Origin of the sequence: Nocardia sp. NBC_00508 (genome assembly GCF_036346875.1) — a bacterium.
In the GTDB taxonomy this organism is placed as follows: Bacteria; Actinomycetota; Actinomycetes; order Mycobacteriales; family Mycobacteriaceae; genus Nocardia.
Window position 1 is genome coordinate 2,695,967 of the sequence record NZ_CP107852.1, and the last position, 20,489, is coordinate 2,716,455.

Below are 20,489 nucleotides of genomic sequence, written 5' to 3' on the forward strand. Positions count from 1 at the left end.
CCGCCCTCATGATCATCGAACGCGCATGCCGATCGTTACCGATCCGCCGCGGCGCACACGCGACCGACCACGAGTTCCCGGAGCGCGCGCTGCCGGGCGGGAGTGCTCGAGACGATTATTCCCTCCCGACGCGAGATTCGGGCCACGAAGTCGGCAGTGCCCGGCCAAGTGGCGGCCGAGCCCGCCGAAGCGGCTCGCGCTGCGGTAGCGCGGCCGTTCCAGGGCCAGGTCGGGAAGGTACTGCCCCGCCGTCGTGCCGCCCTGATCGCCCACACCTACTCCGGCGGATCGAGCAACGTCGCGAGCTGGGGACCGATCTCGGCGAGAGCCTCGGGCGAGGCCATCTGCTGATGATTCGCGTTGATGGGTCTGTCGACGATGTCTCCTACCACGTACGGCTGCCATCGGGTCGCTGCCGCCCGCAGGTCGGCTTCGGTCTGGCCCGGGCCGCCGATGCCGGCGCTGAAGTACTCGAGCGTGCCGTGGTACACCTGCGGGCGGTGTTCGGCGATCAGTTCGACCGAACGCACCGCACTGCGATAGATCCGCCGCAACCGCTCCTTGGTCAGCACGGCCAGCTCGGGCGGAATCGACGCGTGCAAGGAGTCCAGCGCCTCCTCGCTGAGCTCGTGGATGTCACCTTCCTCGGAGATCGCGTCCCCGCCGATACCGATCTCGGCCAAACCCTGGCGGATCGCCCCGCGGAAATCGGAGACATCCACGTCGGGGTAGCTGTCCAGCATGGCCAGCAGGACCACCTGTTCGCCTGCCGCCTGCAGCTCGGTCGCCACCGCATGGGCCGTGACGCCGCCCAACGACCAGCCGAGCAGCCGGTATGGTCCCTCCGGCTGCACCGCCCGGATCTCGGCGGCGTAGCGGCGGGCCATCTCGGTGAGCGAGCCGGGCAGATACCCGTCTTCCGAAAGCGCAGGCGACTGGATGCCGAGAATGGGCTGCTCGGCGGGCAGGTACCGGGCGAGACCCACGTAGCTCCACGACAGCCCGTACATCGGATGCAGACAGAACAACGGATCCGCTGTCCCCTCCGCCCGGATCGGCAGCAGCACCCCGAGCCCGTCGTCGGGATCAGGGCCGAAGCTGTAGCCCTGTGCGATCGCCGTCTCGATCCGGCTGCTGAGTCCTGCGACGGTGGAATCGGTGAAGAACCACTGCACCCGGACCTCGGCGCCGGTCACGCGACGCAACCGGCTCACCGCCTGCGTCGCGACCAGGGAATTACCGCCGAGGCCGAAGAAGTCGTCGTCGAGACCGACCTCGGAGACGCCGAGGACGTCGCCGAACACTCCGGCCACGGCCTGTTCCAGGGGCGTGACCGGTGCGCGGAAGCGCGCCTGCTCGAGCACGGGCTTGGGCAACGCCGCTCGGTCGAGCTTGCCATTCGCGTTCAGCGGAAGCGCGGTCAGCTCGATGAGGGTGGTCGGCACCATGTACGACGGCAGTTCCGCGGCGAGTGCCGAGCTGAGCCGCTGCGTATCGATGTCGCCGTCGGCGCCGACGACATAGGCGACGAGACGATCTCCCGCGTTCGGATCGCTATGGGCGACCACCGCGGCGGCCGCGACCGCGTCCTGGCGCAGCAGCGCCGCCTCGATCTCACCGAGTTCGATACGGAAACCACGAATCTTCACCTGGAAATCCGTACGACCCCGATACTCCAGCTCACCAGCACCGTTCCAGGCGACCAAGTCACCAGTGCGATACATCCGCGCACCCGGCTCGAACGGACTCGCCACGAACCGATCCGCCGTCAAATCCGCACGACCGAAATAACCACGCGCCAACTGCGCACCAGCCAAATACAACTCACCGGAAACACCCACCGGCACCGGACGCAACCGGGAATCGAGCACGTAGACCTGGCTGTTCCACTCCGGCACACCAATCGGCACCGAAGCCGTATCCGCCTTCGTCACCCGATGACTGGTGATGGACACCGCCGCCTCGGTGGGGCCGTACAGGTTGTACAGCGCCACCTCGGGATCGGCGGACCGGAAACGCTGCGCGGTCGCGGCGGGCAATGCCTCACCGATGGCAAGCACCCGCCGCAACGACGCGGGCAAGCGGGCCTCCGATTCGGTCAGCAATGCGTCGAGCATGGAAGGCACCACGTGCAGCGTGGTCACCGCGGTCTCGCGGATGAGGTTGTCCAGGTACGCCGGATCACGATGCCCATCCGAAGCCGCGATCACCAGTCGGCCGCCGGAGACCGCGGCGGACCAGAACTCCCACACCGAAAGATCGAACGTCGCCGCGGTCTTCAACAGCATCGCGTCGTCGGATCCCAACCCGAACTCGGCTTGCTTCCAGAGCAACTGGTTGACGATCGCACCGTGTGGGACGGCGACACCCTTCGGCCGACCGGTCGAGCCCGAGGTGAAGATCACGTAAGCCGTGGCGGCCGAAGTGAGATCGCCGCGACGTTCGGCGGCAGCGATCGGCCCGTCCGCGTAGTCCGACAGGTCGAGTTCGTCGATCCGCACCACAGCAGCCGCGTCCAGATCGGCGGAGACCCCGTCGGCGATCTCCGCGCGTGCGCTCTCGATGACCGCGGCGTCCACTTCGTCGCGGCTTGTCGTCAGCACGAACGCCGGGGCCGCGGTGGCGAGGATGTACTCGATCCGCTCGGCGGGATGATCCGGATCGATCGGTACATACACCGCACCGGCTTTCGTGACCGCGTACATGGCGACCACGAGATCGACCGAGCGGCCGATGGCCAGCGCTACCCGCGATTCCACGCCGATACCTCGCGCGATCAGGTACCTGGTGAGGCGGTTGACGCGACGGTCGAGTTCGTCGTAGGTCAGTGTCCGAGCGCCCGCGCCGTCATCGGCGACGATGGCGATGGCGTCGGGTGTGGCGGCGACCGATGCCTCGAGCAACGACACCAGCGTCGCGGACCGGTCCACCTGGTGAGCGGTAGCGTTGCGGCCCGACACCAGCTCGGTCAGTTCGGTCTCGTCCAGCCAGGGCAGGTCACCCACCGGCTTCGTCGGTTCCAGCACCGCGGCGCGGATGATCCGCAACAGCCGATCGACGATGTGCTGCACCGTGTCCCGATCGAACATGTCCGTGGCGTAGGTGATGAAGCCACCGATGCCCGCCGGGCTTCCGTCCTCGTCATAGCCGTCGGCCACGATCAGATGCAGATCGAACTGCGAGAGCTGCGTGTCGATAGCGACGGTCTCGACCGAGAGCCCCGGCAGCTCCAGCGAGGCCCTGCCGAGATTCTGGAACGACAGACCCACCTGGAACAGCGGATGCCGCGCGGTCGAGCGCACCGGATTCAGTACCTCGACGAGACGTTCGAACGGCACATCGGCATTGGCGAAGGCCTGGACATCCGTTTCGCGCTGGCGAATCAGCAGATCCGCGAACGACTCTGCCGTATCGACCCTGCTGCGCAGGACCAGCGTGTTGACGAACATGCCGATCAGCTCGTCCAGGAGGGCCTCGCCACGACCGGCTATCGGCGTGCCGATCGCGATGTCCTCGGTTCCCGACAACCGGGCCAGCAGCACCGCGAACGCGGTGTGCACGACCATGAACAGGGTTGCGCCCTCGGCCCTGGCCAGCTCGATCAACGCCCGGTGGGTCTGCGCATCGATGTGCACATCGACCTTGCCACCGGCGAACGACTGCATGGGCGGGCGCGGGCGATCCGACGGCAGATCCAACTGATCCGGCAGGCCCGCCAACGCGGTCTGCCAGTAGGAGATCTGCTCGACCGCAAGCGAATCCGCGTCGTCCTCGCTGCCGAGCAGCTCCCGCTGCCAGACGCTGAAATCGGCATACTGCACCGGCAGCGGCGCCCAACTCGGCGTCGTACCGTTCGAACGCGCCGTGTATGCCGCCATCAGATCTCGCGTCAGCGGGCCCACCGACCAGCCATCGGCACTGATGTGGTGCACGGCCATGGCCAGCACGTAGCCGTGCTCGGCTCCCGCATCGTCGATCTCGAACAGTTCCACCCGCAGCGGCACGTCATTGGTGACGTCGAAGATGGTCGAGACCACTTCCAGCACAGCGGATTCGATGTCCGACGCGGCGACCGTCCGCACGACCAGGTCCGGGATGGCCTGTGCCGGGGGCAGGATCACCTGCGCCGGGCCGGAGTCGGTCTGCGGGTAGACGGTGCGCAGGATCTCGTGCCTGCCGACCACGTCCCCGATGGCGGCCCGCAGCGCGGGGACATCGAGGTCACCGGCCAGCCGCACCGCGACCGGCACGTTGTAGGCCGCCGATTCGGTGTCGAACTGGTTGAGGAACCACATGCGCTGCTGCGCGAGCGACAGCGGGATCTGCTCCGGGCGCGGACCGGCCACCAGCGCACGGCGCCCACCGGCACCCGCCTGCTGTTCGACCTTCCGCGCCAGCCCGGCCACCGTGGCGGCCTCGAACAACAAACGCACCGGGACCTGCGCGTCCAGTGCCGCACCCAATCGGGCCGCGACCTGCGTGGCCAGCAGCGAGTTCCCGCCGAGCGCGAAGAAGTCGTCATCGCGGCCGAGGTAGCTCGAGCCGGCTCCGTCGCCGAGCCCGAGCACGTCGGCGAACGTGTCGGCGACGATCTGTTCGATCGGCGTGGTCGGCGCGCGGAAGACCGCCTTTTCGAAGGTGGGCTCGGGCAGTGCTTTTCGATCGAGCTTGCCGACCGGGGTCAGCGGAATCTCGTCCAGTACCACGATGGCGGCGGGCACCATATGCGGCGGCAGAGTCCGCGCGGCATGCTCGGTGAGCTCCGCGGAATCGATGGACCGGCCCTGGACGGCGAGCACATAGGACACGAGCGCTTTTCCACCGGCCGTATCGCGGCCGAGCGTGACCGCGAACTCGACATCGTCGTGGCCGCTGAGCACCGCGTCGATCTCGCCGAGTTCGATGCGGAACCCGCGGATCTTGACCTGGAAGTCCGAGCGACCGACGTAGTCCAGTGCCCAATCCGACCCAGGCACGGCTTCGCCGGTCCGCTCGACGGGCGCGGCATACCACCGCACCACGTCACCGGTCCGGTACATCCGCGAGCCCGGCTCACCCCACGGGTTCGCGACGAACCGGTCCGCGGTCAGCCCCATCCGGTGCTGGTAGCCGCGGGCCAGCGCGCCACCGGCCAGATACAGCTCGCCGACGACCCCGGGCGGCACCGGATTGAGCCGTGCGTCCAGCACCAGCGCGGACATGCCGTGGACCGGCTTGCCGATCGTGATGTGCTGTCCGGCGGTCAAGGTGGCGTACGACGCGATGATCGTCGCCTCGGTCGGACCGTACCCGTTGACGTACCGCCGTCCCGGCTGCCATTTCGCCAGCAGTTCCGGCGTCGTGGCATCGCCGGCGACCGAAACGACCTCGAAGTCGTCCAGTCCGTCCGGCGCGACCGTGCCGAGCATCGCGGGCGTGATCACCGCGTGCGTCACCGCTTCGGCGCGCAGCAGCTCGCCCAGATCCGCACCACCCAGGATGGTCGGCGGCACGATCACCAGGGTCGCGCCGTTATAGAACGCGCACAGCCATTCCAGCACCGAGACGTCGAAGCTCGGCGAGCAGACGTGCAGGAACCGGTGCTGCGCCTGGATGCCGTACAGCTCGGTCGCGTAATCGGCCAAGCTCGCCAGCCCGGCGTGGGTGACGGTGACGCCCTTCGGCAGACCCGTCGATCCCGACGTGTAGATCACATATGCCGGATGCCGGACGGTCAGCGGCGCGATCCGGTCCGCATCGGTGACCGGCGTCGTGGGCTCATCCGCCAGCAACTCCTCCGTGGCGGGATCGTCGAGCACCAGCCATGCGACATCGTCGGGCAACCGGTCCACGTACTCGGCGCCGGTGAGCCCGATCACGGCCCGCGAATCGGTCACCATGTGCCGCAACCGATCCGCCGGGTAAGCCGGGTCGATCGGCACGTACGCGCCACCGGCTTTGGCCACCGCCCACACCGCGGCGACCATCTCGTACGACCTCGAGAAGGACAGCGCGACCAGCTTTTCCGGGCCGACGCCACGCTTGATCAGGACCCGCGCCAATCGCGACGAGTACTCGTCGAGCCTGCGGTAGGTGATCGACCGGCCCCGATCGCGCACCGCGATGTGCCCCGGGCTGAGCTGCGCACCGCGGGTCAAGAGATCCGGTAGCAGCCCCGGAGCCAGCACGTCGTCACCGTGGACGTGGGTCAGCAGCCCGCGCTCGGAGTTGTCCAGTATCGGCAGGTCGCCGACCGGACGGTGCGGCGCGGCGACGATCGCCTCGAGTAGGCGGGTGAACCGCTCGGCGAACACCCGCACCGTGCCGTCATCGAAAAGGTCACGGGCGAAGGAGAACTCGGCGTACATGCCGACACCGTCCGTAGCATCGCCTGCCTCCCGGACAGTGAGGAACAGATCGAATTTCGCGGTCTCGACATCGAAATCGACGGCCTCGACGCGCAACCCGGGCAGTTCGAAACCGGCGTTCGGCAGGTTCTCGAACGACAGCGCCACCTGGAACAGTGGATGCCGCGCGGTGGATCGTTCCGGGTTCAGGATTTCCACCAGGCGCTCGAACGGGATGTCCGCGTGCGCGAATGCCTCCAGGTCGGCGTCCTTGGCCCGCGCGAGCAGGTCACCGAAGGCGTCCTCGCCGCGCACATCCGTGCGCAGTACCAGGGTGTTGACGAACATGCCGATCACGTCGTCCAGTTCGGCCTCGCCGCGGCCCGCGATCGGAGTGCCGATGGCGATGTCACCGGTACCCGACATGCGGGCCAGGAACAGCGCCAGCGCGGCGTGCACGACCATGAACATCGTCGCGTTGTGCTCGCGAGCCAGCCGGGTCAGCCCTGCGTGCACCTGGGCGTCGATGGTGAAATCGATCTTGCCGCCGGCGAACGACTGCGCGACCGGGCGGGGCCGGTCGGTGGGCAGGTTGAGCTCGTCGGGCAGACCGGCCAGCGCGGCCCGCCAGTATTCGGCTTGCTGCGAGATCAGGCTCTGCGGATCGGTTTCCGAACCGAGCACCTCACGCTGCCAGATGCTGAAATCCGCGTACTGCACCGGCAACGGGGCCCAGCCGGGTGCCACACCGCCGCTGCGGGCGACATAGGCCAGCATCAGATCACGGACGAGCGGCCCCATCGACCAGCCGTCCGCGCTGATGTGGTGCGCCACGAACACCAGGATGTATTCGGTTCCGCCGAGCTGGAACAACTCGGCACGGAACGGAACTTCCACCGTGACGTCGAAACCGGCGACAACAGCCCGATGCACCTCCAGGGCGACGCGGTCCGGGCCGAGCGGCACCGGTGTGACATCGACCGGCACCTCGTGCGGCGCCAGGATCCGTTGCACCGGTCCATCGGAGGTCTGCGGGTAGATCGTGCGCAGAATCTCGTGCCGCGCAACCATATCCGTGATCGCTGAGTGCAGCGCCGCGACGTCCAGTTCGCCGGTCAGCCGGATCGCGACGGGGATGTTGTTGACCGCGGAGGCGGTGTCGAACTGGTTGAGGAACCACATCCGCTGCTGCGCCAACGACAACGGAATCTGCTCCGGACGCGGACCAGCCACCAGAGCGCGGCGACCACCAGCACCCGCATGCTGCTCCACCTTCGCCGCCAAACCAGCCACCGTCGACGCCTCGAACAACACACGCACCGGAACACGCGCATCCAACCCCGCACCGATCCGCGCCGCGACCTGCGTCGCCAACAACGAATTACCACCCAAGGCAAAGAAGTCGTCATCCGCACCGACGCGTTCGACACCGAGCACCTCGGCGTACACCGACGCCACGATCTCCTCGATCGGCGTGGACGGCGCACGGAACGCCTGAACCTCGAACTCCGGCTCCGGCAACGCCTTGCGATCCAGCTTGCCATTGACGTTCAACGGCAGAGCGTCCAACACCACAAACGCCGACGGCACCATGTACGACGGCAAACCCGCGGACAGCGCCGACTTCACCTCAGCGACATCGACACCCACACCCACACCCACATCGGCATCGGCATCGGCATCGGCATCGGCATCGGCATCGGCATCGGCATCGGCATCGGCATCGGCATCGGCATCGGCATCGGCAGGGACAAGGTAGGCGACCAGCCGGTCACCGGTCTTCGGATCGGACTTCGCGATCACCGCGGTCTGCGCGATCTGCGGCAGCGCCAACAGGGCTGCTTCGATCTCACCCAACTCGATACGGAACCCACGAATCTTCACCTGGAAATCTGTACGACCCCGGTACTCCAGCTCACCGCTGCTGTTCCACGCGACCAAGTCACCCGTGCGATACATCCGCACACCAGGCTCGAACGGATTCGCCACGAACCGATCCGCCGTCAGATCCGCGCGTCCGAAATAACCGCGCGCCAGCTGCGCACCCGCCAGATACAACTCACCCGAGACACCATCCGGCACCGGACGCAGACGCGAGTCCAGCACGTACACCTGGCTGTTCCACTCCGGCGCACCGATCGACACCGACACCTCATCTGCGAGGGTCACCCGGTGGCTGGTGATCGACACCGCCGCCTCGGTCGGACCATACAAGTTGAACAACTCGGTACGCGGGTACTCCCGCAGCACCCTTTGCGCGACCGCACCCGGCAAAGCCTCACCGATCGCCAGCACCCGCCACAACGAGTTCGGCATCCCCGCAGTCGACAAAGCATCCAGCATCGAGGGCACCACGTGCAGGGTGGTCACCCATTCCCGAGCCATCAACTCGTTCAGATACGCCGGATCCCGATGCCCGTCCGGTGCCGCGATGACCAAGCGGCCACCACACACAGCCGCCGTCCAGAACTCCCACACCGACAAGTCGAACGTCGCCGCAGTCTTCAACAGGACCGCGTCCGCGGCGTCGAGACCGAATTCGATGATCTTCCACTGCAACTGATTCGCAATCGCCCCATGCGAGACCGCGACACCCTTCGGGCGACCAGTCGAACCGGAAGTGAAGATCACGTACGCAGTGTTCTCCGGACGCAACTGCCCAACCCGATCAACATCAGTGACCGGAGAGGCAGCCACGGCAGCCAGGTCGAGTTCATCGATCCGCACCAGCCGCGCAACATCGGTATCGAACTGCGCATCGGCGTTGGTCAGCACACACACCGGTGCCGCCGTCTCGAGAATGTATTCGGTCCGCTCAGCCGGATGATCCGGATCGATCGGCACATACGCAGCACCGGCTTTCGCGACCGCGTACATGGCGACCACGAGATCCACCGACCGGCGCAGAGCCAGCGCCACCCGCGCTTCCGGGCCGACGCCTTCCGCGATCAGAGAGCGTGCCAAACGGTTGACCCGGGCATCCAACTCGGCGTACGTCAACTCCACCCGGCCGGCACCAGCCGGATCGTCACCGACCAGTGCCACGGCCTTCGGATCCGCCGCGACGGTGGCATCCAACAACGACACCAACGTCGCCGTCGAATCCAGCATGGAACCGGTCGCATTACGGCCGACGACCAACTCCATCCGCTCCACGGCGTCGAGCAGTTCGAGGTCACCCACCGGCGTGCGCGGCGCGGCGATGATCTCACCCAGCAAACGCGCGAACCGATCCACAAAGCCCTGCACCGTATCGCGATCGAACATGTCAGTCGCATAGGTGAATACGCCAGTGACACCAAGTGGTTCGCCCCCATCGCCATAGTGATCGGCGGCGATCAAGTGCAGGTCGAACTGCGACAGCTCGGTGTCGACATCCAGCCCCGACACACCCAAGCCCGGCAGTTCCAGCGCGGCTTGCGCAAGGTTCTGAAACGACAAACCAACCTGGAACAACGGATGCCGCGCGGTCGAACGGACCGGGTTGAGCACCTCCACCAAACGCTCGAACGGCACATCAGCATTAGCGAACGCCTGAATATCGGTCTCACGCTGACGGGCCAACAAATCGGTGAACGCCTCATTCGCATCCACTCGGGTCCGGAACACCAGGGTGTTGACGAACATACCGATCAGATCATCCAGGGCGGCTTCACCACGACCCGCCATCGGCGTACCGATCGCGATGTCATCAGTCCCGGACAACCGAGCCAGCAGCACCGCCAGCGCGGTGTGCACGACCATGAACAGCGTCGCGCCCTCCGCACGCGCCAACTCGATGAGGGCTTGGTGGGTCTGGGCGTCCACCCGCAACTCGACCTTGCCACCCGCAAACGACTGCACCGCAGGACGCGGCCGATCCGACGGCAGATCCAACTGATCCGGCAACTCCGCCAACGCCTGCTTCCAATAAGCAACCTGCCTAGCGGACAACGACTCCGGATCATCCTCGCTACCGAGCAGCTCACGCTGCCAGATGCTGTAATCCGCGTACTGCACCTGCAACGGCGCGAAATTCGGTGCATCCCCCATCGAGCGAGCCGCATACGCCGTCATCAGATCCCGCGTCAATGGGCCCACCGACGAACCATCACAGGAAATGTGATGCACTACCATCGCCAGCACATATTCCGCGGGCTCGGAATCAGTGGGACGCGCCGACCGCATACCAGCGGAACCCGCGGACAGAGCGTGCGAATCGGCCGATGCGACCTGGAACAACGCGACCCGAACCGGCACCTCGGTGGTCACATCGAAGATCGTCGACGTCAAGGCCGCCACGGCGGATTCGATATCCTCCGGCGCCACCGATCGGACGTCCAAGCGCGGCACTGCCTGGCTCGGCGGCAGGATGACCTGGACCGGACCGGCTGCACCCGCATCCCCCGAACCCACCCCGAGCTGCGGGTAGATGGTGCGCAGAACCTCGTGCCGCACCACGACATCCGACACCGCCTGCTGCAACGCGGCAATATCGAGCGCCCCGGTCAGCCGCACCGCGATAGGCACGTTGTACGCCGCGGACTCGGTGTCGAACTGGTTCAGGAACCACATCCGCTGCTGCGCCAGCGACAACGGAATCCGGTCCGGTCGTGCACCCGCCACCAATTCCTGGCGACCGCCCGCTCCCGCGTGCTGCTCCACCCGAAGGGCCAGCCCCGCAACCGTCGCTGCCTCGAACAGGACACGCACCGGCACCCTGGCATCCAACGCCTTACCGAGCCGTGCCGCGACCTGCGTCGCCAGCAGCGAGTTCCCGCCGAGTGCGAAGAAATCGTCGTCAGCGCCGACCCGCCCGATACCGAGCACCTCGGCATACACCGAAGCAACGATCTCCTCGATCGGCGTCGATGGCGCACGAAACACCTGCGCCTCGAACTCCGGCTCCGGCAACGCCTTCCGGTCCAGCTTGCCGTTCACGTTCAACGGCAACGCGTCCAACACCACAAACGCCGAAGGCACCATGTACGACGGCAGGGCCGCGGCCAATACCGACTTCACCTGTGCCACGTCCACACCCGCATCGGAATCGGCGGGCACCAGGTACGCGACCAGACGGTCACCGGTCTGCTGATCCGACTTCGCGATCACTGCCGTCTGCGCGACCTCCGAGTGGGCGCGCAGCGCCGCCTCGATCTCTCCGAGTTCGATGCGGAAACCACGAATCTTCACCTGGAAGTCCGTGCGGCCCTGATACTCCAACTCGCCGTCACGATTCCACGCCACCAGATCACCGGTGCGGTACATCCGTGTCCCGTGCCCGAAGGGATTGGCCACAAACCGATCCGCGGTCAGATCGGCACGCCCCAGATAGCCGCGCGCCAACTGCGCACCCGCCAGATACAACTCACCGGGAACGCCCACCGGCACCGGATGCAACCGCGCGTCGAGGACGTACACCCTGCTGTTCCATGCCGGTGCGCCGATCGGCACCGACACCCGATCGGCATCACTGACCGAATGGCAGGTAATGGACACCGCCGCCTCGGTCGGCCCATACAGATTGAACAGCGCCACCTTCGGGTTCGCGATCTGGAAGCGCTTCGCCGTCTCGGCGGGCAACGCCTCGCCGATCGCCAGCACTCGCCGCAGCGCGCCCGGCGGGATGTCCTTGTCCGCGGTGGCGAGCAATGCCTCGAGCATGGACGGCACCACATGCAAGGTGGTCACCGATTCACGGGCCATCAGGTCGTTCAGATACGCCGGATCACGGTGCCCGTCCGGCGCCGCGAGCACCAATCGGCCCCGGCATACCGCCGCCGACCAGAACTCCCACACCGACAGGTCGAACGTCGCCGCCGTCTTCAACAGCACCACATCATCGTCGTCGAGTCCGAACTCGAACGACTTCCACAGCAACTGGTTCACGATCGCGCCGTGCGACACGGCGACACCCTTGGGGCGACCCGTCGAACCCGATGTGAAGATCACATACGCGGTGTTCTCCGGGCGCAACGGCGCCACCCGCTCACCGTCGGTGACCGCCGCGGCGGATAGCTCGGCGAGGTCGATCCCGTCCAAGCGCACCACAGGCGCGGCAGCGGAGGCGAAACCCGCGTCGGCATTGGTCAATACACAGACCGGTGCCACCGTCTCGAGGATGTAGTCGGTCCGTTCGGCGGGCTGGTCCGGGTCCACGGGCACATACGCACCACCGGCCCGCGCCACCGCGTACATCGCCACTACCAGGTCCACCGACCGGCGCAACGCCAGCGCCACCCGCGACTCCGGGCCGACACCTTCCGCGACCAGGTAGCGGGCCAAACGGTTGACCCGCTCGTCCAGCTCCGTGTAGGTCAGTTCCTGACGATCGCCGCCCGAGTGCTGGACGTCGGCAACCAGCGCGACGGCATCCGGCCCCGCGGCGACGGCGGAATCCAACAACGTCGCCAGCGTCGTCCCGGCCGATGCCACCGGCGTGGACTCATGATGCCCGGACAACTCCGGCCGCGCACTGCCGAGCAGCACAGCGGGATCGATCACTCGGTCGGTGGCATTCCACACCGACAGCACTTCCATCCGTTCGGCTGTCTCGAGAATCTCGACATCCCCGACCGGTGTCGTCGCGTCCGCCACAACGGCGGCGAGAATGCGCGACAACCGCTTGGCGAAGCCCTGCACCGTTGCCGCGTCGAAAAGGTCTGTGGCGTAGGTGAAGTAGCCACCGATACCCGCCGCGTCACCGGCCTCGTCGTAGGCATCGCTCACGATCAGATGCAGATCGAACTGCGATACGTTCAGATCCGCTTCCACCCCGGCGATGGTCAAGCCGGGCAACTCCAGGGCGGTCCGCGCCAGGTTCTGGAACGACAAACCGACCTGGAACAGCGGGTGATGCGCGGTCGAGCGTCGCGGGTTGAGCACTTCCACCAGGCGCTCGAACGGAATATCGGCATTCGCGAACGCTTGCAGATCGGTTTCCCGTTGCCGCGCCAACACTTCGGTGAACGAGTCGCCGCCCGACAGCTGGGTCCGGAACACCACGGTATTGACGAACATACCGATCAGATCGTCTAGTTCACGCTCACCACGACCCGCCACCGGAGTTCCGATCGCGATATCACCGGAACCGGACAGCCGCGCGAGCAGTACCGCGAGCGCGGTATGCACGACCATGAAGAGGGTGGCGCCGTTGGCGCGTGCCAGTCGCACGAGTCCGGCGTGCGTGGCGGCATCCACCGACACCTCGACCCGTCCACCGGCCATCGATGCCACAGCGGGCCTCGGCCGGTCGGTGGGCAGCTCCAGCAGGTCGGGGAGCTCAGCGAGGTGCCCGCGCCAGTACGCGATCTGTTGTGCGGCAATGGACTCGGGATCGGATTCGTCGCCGAGCACGGCTCGCTGCCAGAGCGCGTAGTCGGCGTACTGGACCGGCAGTGGTGTCCACGCCGGGGCGGCACCCGCGCTCCGCGCGGCATACGCCACCATCACGTCGCGTACCAGCGGCCCCATCGACGAGGCGTCGGCGGCGATGTGGTGCACCACGACAGCGAGGACGTGCTCGGGTGGCGACCCGGGCGCGCGTCCATCGATCTCCAGCAGCCGCACCCGCACCGGCACCTCGGAGGTCACATCGAACGGCGTCGACGCCAGGGCGTACACGGCCGTCGCGACCTCGGATTCGGTCATCCGCTCCGGCGCGACATCAAGTTCCACCTGTCCGGCGGGCAGGATGACCTGCACGGGACCATCCGCGCCCGAGTCCACCGGACCCTCTGGATACACAGTGCGCAGCACCTCGTGCCGCGCCACCACGTCGTCGAGCGCCGCACCCAGCGCCGCCACGTCGAGCAGCCCGGTCAACCGAAGCGCGAACGGCAGGTTGTAGGCCGCCGAGCCCGATGCGGCCGCCGGGTCGTCATCGACCTGATCGAACCGGTTCAGGAACCACATCCGCCGCTGCGCCAAGGACAACGGCAATTGCTCCGGCCGCACGAGGGCGCCCAGTTCGACATGGCGGTCGGCATGAACGTGCGACTCGATCGCCGCCGCCAGGTCCGCGACGGTCGACGACTCGAATAGCGTCCGCACCGGAATCCGGGCGCTCACCGCGGCGCCCAACCGCGCCACCACCTGCGTGGCGACCAGGGAGTTGCCGCCGAGGGCGAAGAAATCGTCGTCGGCGCCGACCCGGCTCAGCCCCAGCACCTCACCGAAGACACCGGCGACGATCTCTTCCACCGGTGTTGCGGGAGCGCGGAATTCGCGAGTGCCGAAGGTCGGCTCCGGCAGCGCTCTACGATCCAGCTTCCCGCTCGGGTTCAACGGGAAAGCATCCAACGCGACGATCGTGGCCGGGACCATGTACGCCGGAAGCGTTTCACCGATCCTGGCCAACAACTCCGCAGGCTCGACCGACCACCCCGGCGCGGGAACCACATACCCGACCAGCTGATCCCCCAGCGCCGACGGCGCCACCAGCGCCACGGCCTGACTCACCGAGGGCTGGGCCAGCAAAGCCGTTTCGATCTCGCCCAGCTCGATCCGCTGGCCACGGAACTTCACCTGGAAATCGGTGCGACCGAGGTAATCGAGCCGCTGCGGCAGATCCCCGGCAGCCGCACGCCAGACCACCAGATCGCCGGTCCGGTACATCCGTTCACCGGTTCCGAACGGATTGGCGACGAATCGGTCCGCGGTCAGATCCGGACGGCGAACATACCCGCGGGCAAGCTGGTCACCGGCCAAATACAGTTCTCCAGCCACCCCCGCCGGCACCGGACGCAACCGGGAATCGAGGACGTAGACCCGCGTGTTCCACTGCGGCAACCCGATCGGCACCGATCGCTCATCCGTACCATCGGCGGGCCAGTACGTCACCGACACCGCCGCCTCGGTCGGCCCGTACAGATTGTGCACTCGAGCATCGGACACGGCGTTGACGGCGGCCACCGTCTCCGGCGGCAATGCCTCACCGATCACGAAGATGTGCGCCAGACTCGGGCAGGCGCCGGGGGCGGTATGCGCGGCGAACACCGTCAACATCGATGGCACGAAGTCGGTGACCGTCACCCCGTGCGCGACAATGGTTTCCGCGACGTAAGCGGGGTCCCGATGTCCATCCGGAGTGGCCACCACGAGCTTCGCTCCGACCCGCAGCGGCATGAAGAACCCCCACAACGACACATCGAACGTCGTCGCGGTCTTCTGCAGATACACGTCATCGGGGCTCAGCGGATACTCGGCCAGCATCCACTCGATCTGATTGTTGATGGCCGCGTGCGAAACGGCCACACCCTTGGGCCGGCCCGTCGAGCCCGACGTGAAGATGACATACGCCGGGTGCTGCGGGAGGACCGGCCGCAGCAGCTCCTCGGCGCGCACCGGAGCGCCGTCGAGGTGATCCAGCTCCGGGGAGTCGACATGGAGCACCGCAGTCCCGGGCGGGACCGGCACCGCGTCCGCGGACCTCGTCAGCACACACGCGGGCTGTGCCGTGTCGAGAATGTGCGCGATCCGATCATCGGGATGATCGGGATCCAGCGGCACATACGCACCGCCGGCCGTCACGATGGCATAGATACCGACCACCAGATCGACCGAACGCCGAATCGCCAGCCCCACCAGCGACTCCGCACCCACACCCCGTGAAATCAACAGCCGCGCAAGCTGGTTGACGCGCTCATCGAACTCACGATAGGTGAGCGAGACACCCTCGTAGACCAGTGCGACGGCATCCGGGTCAGCCGCCACTGCCCCGCGATAGCCATCGAGCAGCAGCTCGGCGGCGACCGGGTTGCCGGTGTCGTTCCAGCCGACCAGAATCCGTTCCCGCTCGGCCGGCGCGAGCAGGTCGATGTCCCCGATGACCTGGGCCGGATCCGTCGCCACGGCGGCGAGCAGCCGCTGCAACCGCGCCGCGAACTCCGCGATCGTGGATTCGTCGAACAGATCGGTGGCATAGGTGAACATCGCCGACAGACCGGCCGCGGCATCGTCGTCCTGGCGCGGCACCACGGTCAGCTGAAGATCGAATTTGGCCTGCGCGCCTGCGAGCTCGACGCCGGTCGCGGTCAGGCCGGGCAATTCCAGCCGCGGGGAATCCAGGTTCTGGAAGAACAGCGCGACCTGGAACAGCGGGTGATGCGCTTGCGACCGAACCGGGTCGAGCACCTCCACCAGTCGTTCGAACGGCAACTCGGCATGCGAGAGCGCCGCCAGATCCGTCTCCTTGGTGGCAGCGAGCAGTTCGGCGAACGAAGCGCCGGGATCGACCCGGCTCCGCAACACCAGGGTGTTGACGAACATGCCGATCAGTTCATCGAGTTCACGCTCACCACGTCCGGCGACCGGCGTACCGATGGTGACGTCGTCGCTACCAGACAGCCGGCCGAGCAACACCGCGAACGCGGCGTGTACCACCATGAACAGCGAGGCGCCCGTGCGGTGCGCCAGCTCGCTCAGCTCGGTGTGGATCTCGGCGGGGATCTCGAACGAGAACTCCGCGCCCCGGCCGGTGGCGACGTTCGGACGAGGACGGTCCGCGGGCAGCTCCAGTCGGTCCGGGATGCCATGCAAAGCCGTACGCCAGTAGTCGATTTGGGTCGCGGCCACCGACTCGGGATCGGACTCGTCACCGAGAACCGCGCGCTGCCAGACCGTATAATCCGCATACTGCACCGGCAGTGCCGCCCAGCCCGGCGCGGCGCCGTCGACCCGGGCCAAGTACGCGACCATCAGATCCCGGACCATCGGCGCGATGGACGCACCGTCGGCGGCGATGTGGTGAACCACGACGGCAAGGACGTGCTCGGCGGTGCGAGGGTGACTGTCCGCGGAGTCCGCGCCCGGCACGAGTTCGGCGAGGGCGATGCGCAACGGGACCCGCGCGGTCACGTCGAAACCGGCCGACGCGACATCGAGCAGCCATCCCGGGAGGTCGGCCTCGGCCATCCACTGTGCCGCCAGGTCTGGAACCGCCTGGTCAGCAGGCAGAATCTGCTGATAGCCGGTGCCGTCCAGCGCCGGATACACGGTGCGCAACGTCTCGTGCCGATCGACCAGATCGGCGACCGCCGCCTGCAAGGCCGCCACGTCCAGCGCTCCGGACAGCCGGACGGCGAACGGAATGTTGTTCGCCGCCGAGGCCGGGTCGAACTGGTTGAGGAACCACATCCGCTGCTGCGCCAGCGACAGCGGGATCGGCTGTGCCGTCTCGCCGTCTCGCGGCACCGGTACCAGCGCACGACGGCCACCTGTGCCCTGCAACGAGGTCAGACGTGCCGCGAGTGCCTCGACAGTGGACGCCTCGAAGATCACCCGAGCGGGCATGCGGGTGTCGAGTGCCGCGCCGAGCCGAGCGATCATCTGAGTGGCCAGCAGCGAGTTGCCGCCGAGGTCGAAGAAATCGTCGTCCGCACCCACCGGGCGGTCCGCACTTACCCCGAGCACGTCAGCGAACGTGGTCGCGACGAGCTGCTCGAGCGGAGTGGACGGCGCGCGGAATTCGCGTTCCTGGGCAACGGGTTCGGGCAGCGCGCGGCGATCCAGCTTGCCGTTCGGGCTCAGCGGCAGCGCTTCCAACACCACGATCGCCGTGGGCACCATGTAGGAGGGCAGCCGCGCGGCCACGTGCGTCCGCAACTCGTCCAGGTACGACTGCTCGCCACTCGGGTCGTCGGGTCGCTGCGCACGCACGACGTAAGCGACGAGCTGATCGCCGAGGCGCGCGTCGGACCTGACGATCGCCACCGACTGCGCGACCGAATCGTGCGACCGCAATGCGGATTCGATCTCACCCAGCTCGATTCGCAGACCACGCAGCTTGACCTGGAAGTCGGTGCGGCCGATGAAGGTGAGCGAACCGGTCGCGTCGGCGGAGACGAGGTCGCCGGTGCGGTACATCCGGCTGCCCGGTGCACCGAACGGGTTGGCCACGAATCGATCCGCGGTCAGGTCGGTACGACCGAAATAGCCGCGCGCCAATTGCGCGCCCGCCAGGTACAACTCGCCCGCGACGCCCGACGGCACCGGATGAAGCCGCGAATCCAGGACGTATGCCTGCGTATTCGACACCGGAAGGCCGATCGGGACCGCACCCGTCACGTCGTCGGCGACCGGAGCGTGGGTGGCGTGGACGGTGAATTCCGTTGGGCCGTACAGGTTGTACAGCGCGGCCGAACTCACCCGGCGGATCGCCTTGACAGCGTCGGAGGTGAACGCCTCACCTGCGATGAGCAGCGCTCGCAGCGAGCCGAGTCCCTCGGCACCGGCCGTGGCGGCGCTGCTCGCGAAGACGGTCAGCATCGATGGCACGAACGAGGTCATGGTGATGCGCTCGGCCGCGATCACCTCGGCCAGATACCCCGGATCGCGATGGCCGTCCGGGCTCGCCACCACCATCCGGCCACCGGTGGTCACCGGACCGAACAACTCCCAGACCGACACATCGAACGTCGCAGGCGTCTTGAACAACACCACGTCGTCGACACCGATCCCGTACGCACCGGTGATCCAGCGAATCTGGTTGACCGCCGCGGCATGCGGAACCGCGACGCCCTTCGGGCGACCGGTCGAACCCGAGGTGAAGATCACATAAGCCGGATGCGCCGGACGCAAAGGAGCGATCCGTTCCGCGTCGGCCACCGGCTCGCCCGAATAACCGGACAAATCCAGCTCGTCCAGCGACAGGGTGGTCACTCCGGCGCCGTCGAAACCATCGCGGGAGGTGGTCAGCACACACACCGGCGCCGCCGACTCGAGCACGTACCGCACGCGATCGACCGGCTGATCGAGGTCGAGCGGGACATATCCGGCACCCGCCTGCTGCACCGCATACACGGCGACAACCAGGTCCACCGAACGTCGCATACCAAGCGCCACAAGGGTTTCCGGGCCGACACCCGCATCGATCAACCGCCGCGCCAGCCGATGGACGCGGGCACCGAACTCGGCGTAGCTCAGGGACTCCCCATCGGGAACGGACCGGTCGACGATCGCCACCGACTCAGGGGACGCCGACACCCGCGCGTTGAACAGATCGACGAGGGTAGCCGCCGAGTCAGCGGGCTCGGCCTGCTCAGGACCGTTGAAGAAGAGCCGCGCACCGCCCGCGTCCGCAGCTACCCAGCGGCGGACCAGATCCGGCGGGCTCGCTTCGCCGGTGGCGACGACAACACGCAGCTCATCCAATCCGGACGGGTCGGGTGCAGCGAGAGTCGCAGGCGTGCCGAACAGATGCGTCACGTGTTCCCGACGCAGCAGTCCCGCCAGCCCTGCACCATCGAAACCGGTAGCAACGACGATCGTCGCCGCACTGCTCACGGCCAGCAGCAACTCGAGCACCAACTGGTCGGACGACGGTGCGACGAAGTGCAGGGTGCGCGCTTGCGGCGTCATCCGGTAACGCTCCCGCTGCGCATCACAGAAACCGGACAATTCGGCCTGTGTGACCACCGTCCGCTCCGGATGGCCGGTCGAATTCGGCGGGTAGACGACATACGCCGGATGCTCGGCCTGCAACGGACGCACCCGATCGATGTGAGTCACGACATCCGCCGAGTAGTTCGCAAGCGTGCGCTCGAACTCCGGCTCGTCGACGACCAGCCAGGTCACCTGTCCGGGCAGCCGGTCACGCACTGCCCCGACCGTCAGCCCGGACACCACACCGGCATCGGAGATCATCTGCTCGACCAGGTCCGGCGCATCGTCCGGATCCACCGGCACGAAACCCGCGCCGGTCTTGGCGACTGCCCACAGCGCCACCACCGACTCGATCGAGCGCGGAATACCCACGGCGACCAAGTCTTCGGGACCGATCCCACGCTCGAGCAACAAGCGAGCGAACCTCGTCGAGCGGGCATCCAACTCGGCGTAGCTCATTCGCGCCGCCGACTCGACCGGGCCATCGGCACGGCCGCCGACCCATTCCGCAGCCTGGACGACAGCGACGCCGTCCGGATTCGTCTCCACCGCCATCGCCAGCAACTGCGGCAATGTGGTGACCCGAGGCCGCCGGGTCCGGTTGGGCCGCACCCGTGCCGGGCGGGTCATGCGGGTACCCCAACGCCAGCAGAAGTGCACGGTCTGTCGGCTACCCGAACCAATGAAGTATCCCTCACTACTATCTGGTTTAGCTGTCCATCTGCTCAGCGTCGGCAGCCCGATCGCCACCGCGCACCATCGATCCGGCGCGCCCGCCGCTAGCACGGCATCGTCGGTCGC

Annotated in this window: 1 protein-coding gene; it reads right to left on the bottom strand. The window is 67.1% G+C overall.

The features are described 5' to 3' along the window. Positions 1–275: 275 nt before the first annotated feature. Complete coding sequence (locus tag OHA40_RS11890; protein WP_330233106.1) at positions 276–20,318, bottom strand: non-ribosomal peptide synthase/polyketide synthase; 20,043 nt, start codon at positions 20,316–20,318, stop codon at positions 276–278. Positions 20,319–20,489 lie beyond the last annotated feature (171 nt).